Annotated in this window: 7 protein-coding genes; all 7 read right to left on the minus strand. The window is 65.4% G+C overall.

Going from position 1 to position 8,701, the window contains the following annotated elements:
• Positions 1–62 precede the first annotated feature (62 nt).
• The 7 genes from ACW9I6_RS27865 to ACW9I6_RS27895 are packed head-to-tail and all read right to left on the minus strand — an operon-like array spanning position 63 to position 8,450.
• Entirely contained in the window at positions 63–575 is a 513-nt protein-coding gene (locus ACW9I6_RS27865) for an N-acetyltransferase family protein (RefSeq protein ID WP_457340066.1), read from the minus strand.
• Positions 575–2,014: an MFS transporter gene (locus tag ACW9I6_RS27870; RefSeq protein WP_457340067.1), complete on the minus strand. Its 1,440-nt coding sequence runs from the start codon at positions 2,012–2,014 to the stop codon at positions 575–577. The genes ACW9I6_RS27865 and ACW9I6_RS27870 overlap by 1 nt, the downstream gene beginning before the upstream one ends.
• A complete protein-coding gene (locus tag ACW9I6_RS27875; RefSeq protein ID WP_457340068.1) occupies positions 2,011–3,219 on the minus strand; it encodes an acyl-CoA dehydrogenase family protein in 1,209 nt (402 codons plus the stop codon). Before ACW9I6_RS27875 ends, ACW9I6_RS27870 begins: the two co-directional genes overlap by 4 nt.
• Positions 3,220–3,239: 20 nt before the next feature.
• Positions 3,240–4,955: a dipeptide ABC transporter ATP-binding protein gene (locus tag ACW9I6_RS27880; RefSeq protein ID WP_177141512.1), complete on the minus strand. Its 1,716-nt coding sequence runs from the start codon at positions 4,953–4,955 to the stop codon at positions 3,240–3,242.
• Positions 4,952–5,815 (minus strand): ABC transporter permease, encoded by an 864-nt coding sequence (locus tag ACW9I6_RS27885; protein ID WP_003219852.1) that lies wholly within the window; start codon positions 5,813–5,815, stop codon positions 4,952–4,954. The genes ACW9I6_RS27880 and ACW9I6_RS27885 overlap by 4 nt, the downstream gene beginning before the upstream one ends.
• A complete protein-coding gene (locus tag ACW9I6_RS27890) occupies positions 5,812–6,792 on the minus strand; it encodes an ABC transporter permease (protein WP_003219850.1) in 981 nt (326 codons plus the stop codon). Before ACW9I6_RS27890 ends, ACW9I6_RS27885 begins: the two co-directional genes overlap by 4 nt.
• Positions 6,789–8,450: an ABC transporter substrate-binding protein gene (locus tag ACW9I6_RS27895; RefSeq protein ID WP_023659005.1), complete on the minus strand. Its 1,662-nt coding sequence runs from the start codon at positions 8,448–8,450 to the stop codon at positions 6,789–6,791. Before ACW9I6_RS27895 ends, ACW9I6_RS27890 begins: the two co-directional genes overlap by 4 nt.
• Positions 8,451–8,701: the final 251 nt, after the last annotated feature.

Here is an 8,701-nt window from a genome sequence, read left to right on the forward strand (position 1 = left end):
CCAGGATTTTGGGGCCGCTGCGCAGCCCAGCGGGAGCAAGCTCCCTCGCCACAGGTTCAGCGTCACTTTTGGGATTGGTAGCGAACTTCCTCCAACTCACGACCGCCCCTAGTAAGGGTGCGGCTTGATTCGGGCTGCGCTATCCATCCTGCGTTTCGGTAAAAGCGTAGTGCCCGGTGGTTTCCCTCGAGCACCCACAACGTCGCCGTCTCCAGCCCCAGGCTCGCGAGATGCTCCAGCCCCCTGAGCCACAGCGCCCTGCCCACCCCCGTTCCCCAATGCTCGGCCAGCACATACACCGCCTGCACTTCACCGGTTACGCCTGGATCAGCATCCTCATCACGACTCGAGCTGACAACAATCCAGCCCACCACACGCCCCTCGACCTGCGCGACAAACACAGCTTCGCTCCCCTGCTCAATCGACTGCCGCCAAAAGGCTTCACGCCGAGGCTGTGTCGCCTCCAGCGAAGCCAGGTAATCCGCCGGCATCAGTTCACGATAAGCCTGCTGCCAACTGCGAATATGCACCCAGGCAATATCACCTGCGTCCTCGATACGTGCTGCCCGAATCATCACATTCCCTCTGCGCGTTTTGTATAAATCGCCGAGCCCGCCTGGGGCGACAGCCTGCGATAAACCAGCCCCGACAAGGCACACAGCAATCCGGCACCCGCCATGATCCAGGCGATATCACTCTGCTCGACCGTGGCATGCCCGCGCACGGCCATGATCAAACCGAGCAGCCCCGCCGCGATGCCCACCGATAAACTCAACGTCAACTGAATGGTCATCGCCGACAGGCTGCTGGCGCGGCTGGATTGCTCCGGTGGCACGTCGGCATAGGTCAACGCCCCCAGGGTGCTGAATTGCAGCGAGCGAATGATCCCGCTGCCAAATAACACCAGTATTACAATCCAGTAAGGCGTTGATACCTCGAACAGGCTGCACGCCAGGATGGTTGCACCGGTGAGCACCGCATTGCCGATCAAGGTGCGCCGGAAACCGAAGCGGCTGACAATCCGTACTGCCAGCATTTTCATCAGCAACGCCCCCACGCCACCGGCCACGCTCAGCAGCCCCGCCTGCAACGGGTTAAGCCCGAAACACAGCTGGAACAGCAACACCAGCAAAAACGGCTGTGACGCGCTGCCGATGCGCATCAGGTTGCCGCCCCAGAAGCTCACCGCGAAGGTCGGGATTTTCAACAATGAAAAATCGATCAACGGGTACGCCGTCCGCCGTGCATGCAGGACATACAGCCAGGCACTCAACAGCCCGCCGCCAATCAGCAGCAACGCCCACTGGCGCGGCAACAGGCCGTGGCCCAGCACCTCGAAACCGAACACCAGCCCGCCCAATGCCACGCCGCTGAGCAACAGGCCGGGAACGTCCAATGGCTGGCCGGGTGTCCCGGAATAGTCCGGGATATAGCGCAGCACCAGGATCACCCCAAGCACGCCGATCGGCAGGTTGATCAGGAAGATCCAGTGCCACGACAGCACCGTCACCAACAGCCCGCCCAACGGTGGGCCCAGCAGCGGCCCAACCAGCGCCGCCACCGTCAGGTACGACATGGCACGCAGCAGGTTTTCCCGCGCCGACCAGCGCAGCAGGATCACCTGCCCCACCGGCACCATCATCGCCCCCGAGGCGCCCTGGGCCAAACGCGCCAGGGACAGTTGCAACAGCGAGCCCGAGCAGGCACAGGCCACCGACGCGAGGGTGAACAGCACGATGGCGCTGATAAACACCCGACGCGGCCCGAACCGGTCGGCCGCCCAGCCGCTGACCGGCACGAACAGCGCCACCGCCAACAGGTACAGCGACACCACCAGGTTCATGCGCACGCTGGGCTCGCCGAAATCCTGGGCCATCTGCGGCAGCGCCGTGAGCACCGCCGTGGCGTCGATCAGTTCCATGAACAGCGCACAGCCGATGATCATCGGCACCCGGCGCGCATGCCCGGTGCCCACCTCGCCCAAGGGGTGTGAAAGGTCGAGGGCTTTGTTCAAAACAGCCCCGATGTCGGAGGCGGCGTGCCCTTGAGTTGCCAGGCGCCCACGGCTGCGGCTTTCCAGTGCCGGGGATTGTGGTTGGCCACGGTGCGCGCGTTGCGCCAGTGCCGGTCCAGGTTATGCGCGCGGCCGGTGGTGGAAGCGCCACCCACGTCGAACACCAGCTCGGCGGCCTTGAGCGCCGACTCGGCCGCGATGTATTGCGCCTGGGCCACGTCCACTGCCGCCTGGTCGACGGCCACCGCATCAAGATCCGCAGCCCAGGCGCGGTCAATGGAGTCCGCCGCGTGCAACACCACCGCTTCGGCGGTAAAAGCCCGGGCTGAAACGTCGCCCACGCTCAGTTCCACGTACGGGTCATCCACTGAGCGCGTGGCGCTGCTGTGCTTGATCGGCCGCGCATGCTCCTTGGCAAAGGCCACCGCATCATTCAGCGCATTACGCGCAATACCGGCCTGCACCGCCGCGAGGAACACTTGCAGGAACGGCGTGACAATCGTGCGCTTGCCTTCCTCGACGGTGCGGGTGCGGATCTCGCTGGCCAACACCTGCACATCATGCAGATGGGTGGTGCCACTGGCGGTCAGGCGCTGGCCCATGGCGTCGAAATCATCCAGCAACTCCAGGCCCTGGCGGTCGCGGGGCAGGATGAACGACACGGGCTGGTCATTCTCGTCCAGGGCGACGGCGCTGACCCAATCGGCATACAACGAACCGGTGCTGTAGTACTTGCTGCCGCAAGCGCGAAAGTGCTCGCCGTCACGCACGATGCGCGCACTGATCGAACCGTTGGCACCGCCGACTTCCCAGCCGGCATTGCCGATCACGGCGCCTTGCAGGTAGCGCCCGAACCAACGCTCGCGCTCCTCCTCCGCCCCCTCGGCGCGGGACGCCAGCAGGCCTTCGACAAACCCGAAACCGGGGCGCAGCGCCTGGGCCACGTTGGAGTCGGCCGAGGCGATGCGAATCAGCAAGGCAATCACGTCCTTGACCGAACCACCGGCGCCGCCAAACCGCTTGGGAATCCGCACGGTAAACAACCCGGCCTGGGCGATCTGCGCCACGGCCTCATACGGCAGTTGGCGGTCACGCTCACGTTGCGCAGCGCCGGCAGCAATCTGCGGCAGGATGCGGTCGGCGCGGGCGTTCAGTTCGGCCACCGTTACAACCGGCGGCGTGGGTACAGCAGACAACTTGCTCATGGCACTTCCTTGATTCAGGTCTAGATGGCGATTTTCCACAGGCGCGATTCATCAAACAGCCAGCCGGGGTTTTCCGGCTCCAGGGCCGGCACCACCAACTGCGTGCCGCTGCCGGGCAGGCGTGGCACCGCGCCCAGCAGGCGCCGGGTGTATTCGTGCTGGGGCGATTCAAACAACGTCTCGACGCTGGCGCTTTCCACCACCTGGCCGTGGCGCATCACCAGCACCTCGTCGCTGACGTGGCGGATCACCCCGAGGTCGTGGGAAATAAACAGGTAGGCCAGGCCCAGCGAGGCTTGCAGGTCAGCCAGCAAATCCAGGACCTGGGCCTGCACCGACACGTCCAGCGCCGACACCGGCTCGTCACAGATAATCACCTTGGGGTTGCTGGCAATCGCCCGGGCAATCGCCACGCGCTGGCGCTGCCCGCCCGACAGTTGCAACGGTCGGCGCTCGGCCAATTGCGGCGCCAGGCGTACCTGGTCGAGCAACTGTGTCACGCGGGCCGCCTGTTGCTCGGCGTCGATACCGGCAACGTCCAGCGCATCACTGAGGATCTGCCCCACCGTCCAGCGCGGGTCGAACGAACTCAGTGGGTCCTGATAGATCACGCTGATGTCGCGGCGATGCAGGCGTCGGGTTTTCTCCTCGACCCGTTCGGTGCCTGCCGCGGCCCATGGCTGGTCGAGAAAACGCACCTCGCCGGCATCCGGTTGCAGCAGCCCGAGGGCGATACGCGCCACCGTGGTTTTGCCCGAGCCGGATTCACCGACGATGCCTAGGGTGCGGCCGGCGCGCAGCTCGAAGCTGACGTCGTCCACCACCTGGCGCGACTGTTGATCGGGGCCGACATACCGTTTGCCCAGCCCGGAGGCCTTGAGCAACACCGGCGAATCCGCGCCCGGCCGTGGTTGCGCCACCGCGTTGCTGCGCTCCGGCGACAAGCGTGTGCCACGGGCATGTTCGGCGGGCACCGCATCCAGCAGCGAGCGGGTGTAGGCGTGGCGCGGGTTGAGCAGCACCTGATCCATCGGCCCCTGCTCCACCACTTCGCCGTGGCGCAGCACCAGCACCTCATCCGCCAATTGCGCGACCACTGCCAGGTCATGGCTGATGATCAGCAGAGAATCGCCACGGGCCTTGATCTGCTGCAATACCTGCAGGATCTGCGCCTGCACCGTGGCATCCAGCGCCGTGGTCGGTTCATCGGCAATCACCAGGCCGGGGTTCAATGCGAGTGCGCTGGCAATCAGCGCACGCTGGCGCAGGCCGCCGGAGAGTTGATCGGGGCGCTGGCGCGCACGCAGTTGCGGTTCGGGTACGCCCACCAGGTCCAGCAGTTCAATGACGCGTTCGCCACGGCTGCGACGGTCGCCCCAGCGATGGGTCTCCAGCACTTCGAGAATTTCCTTGCCCACCGGCCGCAACGGGTCGAGGGACACCAGTGCATCCTGCAACACGAAGCCGATGCCATTGCCACGCAAACGACGCCAGCCGCGTTCCGACAGGCTGAGCAAATCCACACCGTCATAGCTCAAGGTGCGCGCCGTAACCTTCGCGCCCGCACCCGCCAGGCCGATCAGGCTGCGGGCGGTGACGCTTTTACCGGAGCCGGATTCGCCCACCAGCGCCAGGGTCTTGCCAGGCTCCAGGGTGAAAGACAGATTGCGCACCACCGACTGCCCGGCAAACTCGATGGACAGCCCTTCAACGATCAAGCGTTTCTGGTCGCTCATGAAAGACGGCCCTCCAGGCGTTGTTGCAGGTAACGGCCAGTGACCGTGGTCGACAGCGTGGTCAATACGATGAACAGCCCGGGGAAGAACGTCAGCCACCAGGCGTTGGCGATGAAGTCGCGGCCCATGGACAACATGGTCCCCCACTCCGGTGCCGGCGGACGGGCGCCCAGGCCGAGAAAACTCAGGGCCGAGGCCCAGACAATCGCCTGGCCCACGCCCATGGTCAGGGTCACGATCAGCGGGCGCATGGCGTTCGGCAGCAACTGGCGCAGGATGATGCGCAGCGGCGGATGCCCGAGGGCCCGGGCGGCTTCGATATAGCCCGCGTTGCGCACCGCCAGCACCTGGCCACGGACCATCCGCGCATAACCCGGTGCACTGCCCAGCCCGGTGGCGACGATCAGCGGGCCGATGCCGCTGCCGAAAATCGCCACGAACAACAGCGCCAGGATCAGGCTCGGAAACGCAAACAGCACTTCCAGCAACCAGCCCACGCCGCGGTCCACCCGCGCGCCGCCCAGCCCGCCCAACAGGCCAAGCACAATGGCGATTGTCATCGCAATCGCCGTGGCTGCCAGGCCGATGAACAACGACTGGCGGGTGCCATGGATCACCCGCGAAAAAATATCCCGCCCCGACTGATCGGTGCCGAACCAGTGGGCCAGGCTCGGCGAATGAAACGCATCGCGGGGCACGATGGCCAGCGGGTCGCTGTAGGCGAACAACTGCGGCACCAGCGCCGCGACGATCACCAGCAACAGAAAGGTAATCGCCAACAGCGGGCCGAGGCGCAGCGTGCGAGTGGTGCGCTGAATCCGCAGCGCGGGCAGCGGTGTTTCCAGGGTCAGGCCACTCATGCTGGAAGCTCCTGTTGGCGAGGGTCGACCCACAGGTACAGCAGGTCGACCAGAATATTGGCGAGCACGTAACCGGCGGCGACCACCAGGCTGATGCCGATGGTCAGCGGCAGGTCCTGGGCCTGCACCGCCTGGTACAACTGGCGGCCGAGGCCCTTGCGGGAAAAAATCACTTCGATCACCACGGCACCGCTGATCAGCGCGCCGATGGCCCAGCCCGACAGCGAGATGCCCGGCAACACGGCGTGGCGCAACGCGTGTTTGAAGCGCACGTTGAAGTCACTCAGGCCACGGGTGCGGGCGGTCAGGATGAAGGGTTGGTCGAGGGTCAAATCCAGGGATTCGCGGGTGACCTGGGCGATAAACCCGGCCAGCGGAATCGCCAGGGCGAACGACGGCAACACCAGGGTGCGCCAGCCATCACTGCCTGCCGGCGGGAACAGCCGCAGGCCGAACGCAAACACCGCCAGCAGCAGAATCCCCAGCCAGAAGTGCGGCAGCGCGGCGGCCAGGGTTTCGGCCAACGAGGCCAGGCTGGCAACCCAGCGTCGCCGGCCGGCGGTCAGCACCGTCAGCGCCAGCACCAGGACCCAGGCCAGGGCGAGCGAGGTCAGGGTCAGCTCCAGGGTCGGCCAGGATTGCTCGGCGAGGACGCGGGTCACCGGCAGGTGCTGGGAATAGGAAACCCCCAGGTCACCCTGCACCAGTCGCCCGAGGTACAACGCGTATTGCACCGCCAGTGGTTTGTCGAGGCCGTACTCGCGGGTGGCTTCGGCGATGGTCTCGGGGGTGGGGTTGCCGCTCGGGCCGCCAAGGATCGCCTGCACCGGATCGCCGGGCATCAGGCGCAAGGCAAAGAACGTCAGCGTGGCCACCGCCCAGAGCACCAGCACGCCGCCGGCAAGGCGCCACAGCGCACGTTTGCCGAGCCGGGCCAGGCGCTCGCGCCGTGGGTTGGCAAGTGATGTGTCGCTCATTTGTTCACCCATGCGTCATAGAGATAAGTCACCGCCAGCGACGGCTCCAGCCGCACGCCCTGGGTGGTCTTGTAGATACCCAGCCGCGTGCTTTGCGGGTAGGTGGTCAATTGCAGGTACTGGCTGGAAGCGATTTTCTGCGCCTGGTAATACAGCGCCCGGCGCTGCTCGCTGTCCTGGGTGGTGAGGGCTTGCCGGATCAGCGTGTCGAACGCCGGGTCACTGAAGCCTGCGGTGTTCTGGTGGTAACCACCGACACCCGCCGGGCTGATGAACTCACTGCCGAAGATGATCCGCAGCACGTCGGCGGTGTTGGTGTTCCAGTAGCCGAGGCGAATGTCGTAGTCCCAGTCGGCCTGGCGTTTGGTGGCCTGTACGTCACTCATCTGGTCGACGATCAGCTCGAAGCCGACCTGCCGGGTGGTGGCCTGCACCTGTTCCCACAAGGTGTATTCCGACGGTGGCGTGCGGTTGCCCATCACCACGTGAACTTGCAGGCGCTTGCCGTCCTTGGTGCGGTAGCCCTCGCTGTCGCGCTGGGTCCAGCCGGACTGGTCGAGTAACTGAGCAGCCCGGGCCGGGTCGTAATCCTGGGCGTGCTGGAACTCCGGGCTGTAAAAGCGCGTGGCAGGGCTCAGCGGCCCGCCGGCGCGGGGGAATTCGTTGAAGTACACGCTCTTCAACGCGCCCTCGATGTCGGAGCTGCGCACGAAGGCTTCGCGCACTCGCACGTCATCGAACGGCGCACGGGTAATGTTCAGCGTGCCGTTGGTGGGGTTGCCGGGGCGTTGGGCGATCACCAGGGTCAGGTCCGGGTTGCGTCGAGCGGCCTCGTGGGATTCGGGCGGCAACGCTTCGATCACGTCGACCTCGCCAGCCTGCAACGAGGCGAAGCGCACGGAAGGTTCCTGGATGAACTTCCAGACGATCCGGTCGAGCCAGGCCGGGCCCTGGTGCTTGGCGGTGGGTGGCGCCCAGTTGTAGTCGGGGTTGCGCACCAGCTCGACCTGGCTTTGCCGGTCCCAGCGCACGACCTTGAACGGGCCGCTGCCGACCGGGCTTTCGCAGTTCACATCGCGCGAGCGCAGCAGGGCTGTGGGGGACTCGATGCCGAGGAAGCCTTGGGCGAGGACTTCAAGAAAGGCCGCGTACGGCGTGGCCAGGTGCACCACTGCGGTGTATTCGTCGAGCACGTCGGTGCTGCGGTATTGGCGGATGTAGCCGCCTGCGGTGCTGGACTGGGTCTTGGGGTTGGCCATGTGGTCGAGGTTGGCCTTGACCGCCGCGGCGTTGAACGGGGTGCCGTCGGTGAAGTGCACGTCGTTGCGCAGGTGGAAGGTGTAGGTCAGGCCGTCGGGGGAGACTTCCCAGGTCTTGGCGAGCCAGGGGCCGATGCGGCCGTCGGCGTCCATCGAGACCAGGGAGTCGAGGTACTGCTGGGCGACGAACACCTGGGGCATGTCGCCGGCCACGTGGGGGTCGAGGCAGGTGGGTTCGCGGTCGGTGGCGTAGACCAGGGTGCCGCCCTTTACCGGTTGGTCACTGCGTGTGACGGTGGAGCTGCCTTGGCCACAGCCCAGGAGCAGGCCGCAGAGTGTGGCGGTGCCGATAAGGAGCAACGGGCTGGATCGTCGCGGGTAAGGGGCGGGTTCTTGCATGATGGGTCAGGCCTAAAGTCCGGGAACTGGGTCATTGCACAAGGCATGCCGGGTTTTTGGGCCTGTAAACAGGGGGGATTGGAGGGTTGGGGGATTGCTGAAAACGACAATGTGTGTGGGAAGTGTTGGTCAGGCAACAGCTCGGCCTTGGGGGGGCGTGAGGTTTGAGTACATATCCGTTGCTGCGGTAACGGCCGCTATTGGTTCCGCTCTTACAGCGGCTCACTTTTGAACAGCGCAAAAGTAAGCAA

It is taken from the genome of Pseudomonas sp. SDO5522_S412, assembly GCF_054071215.1.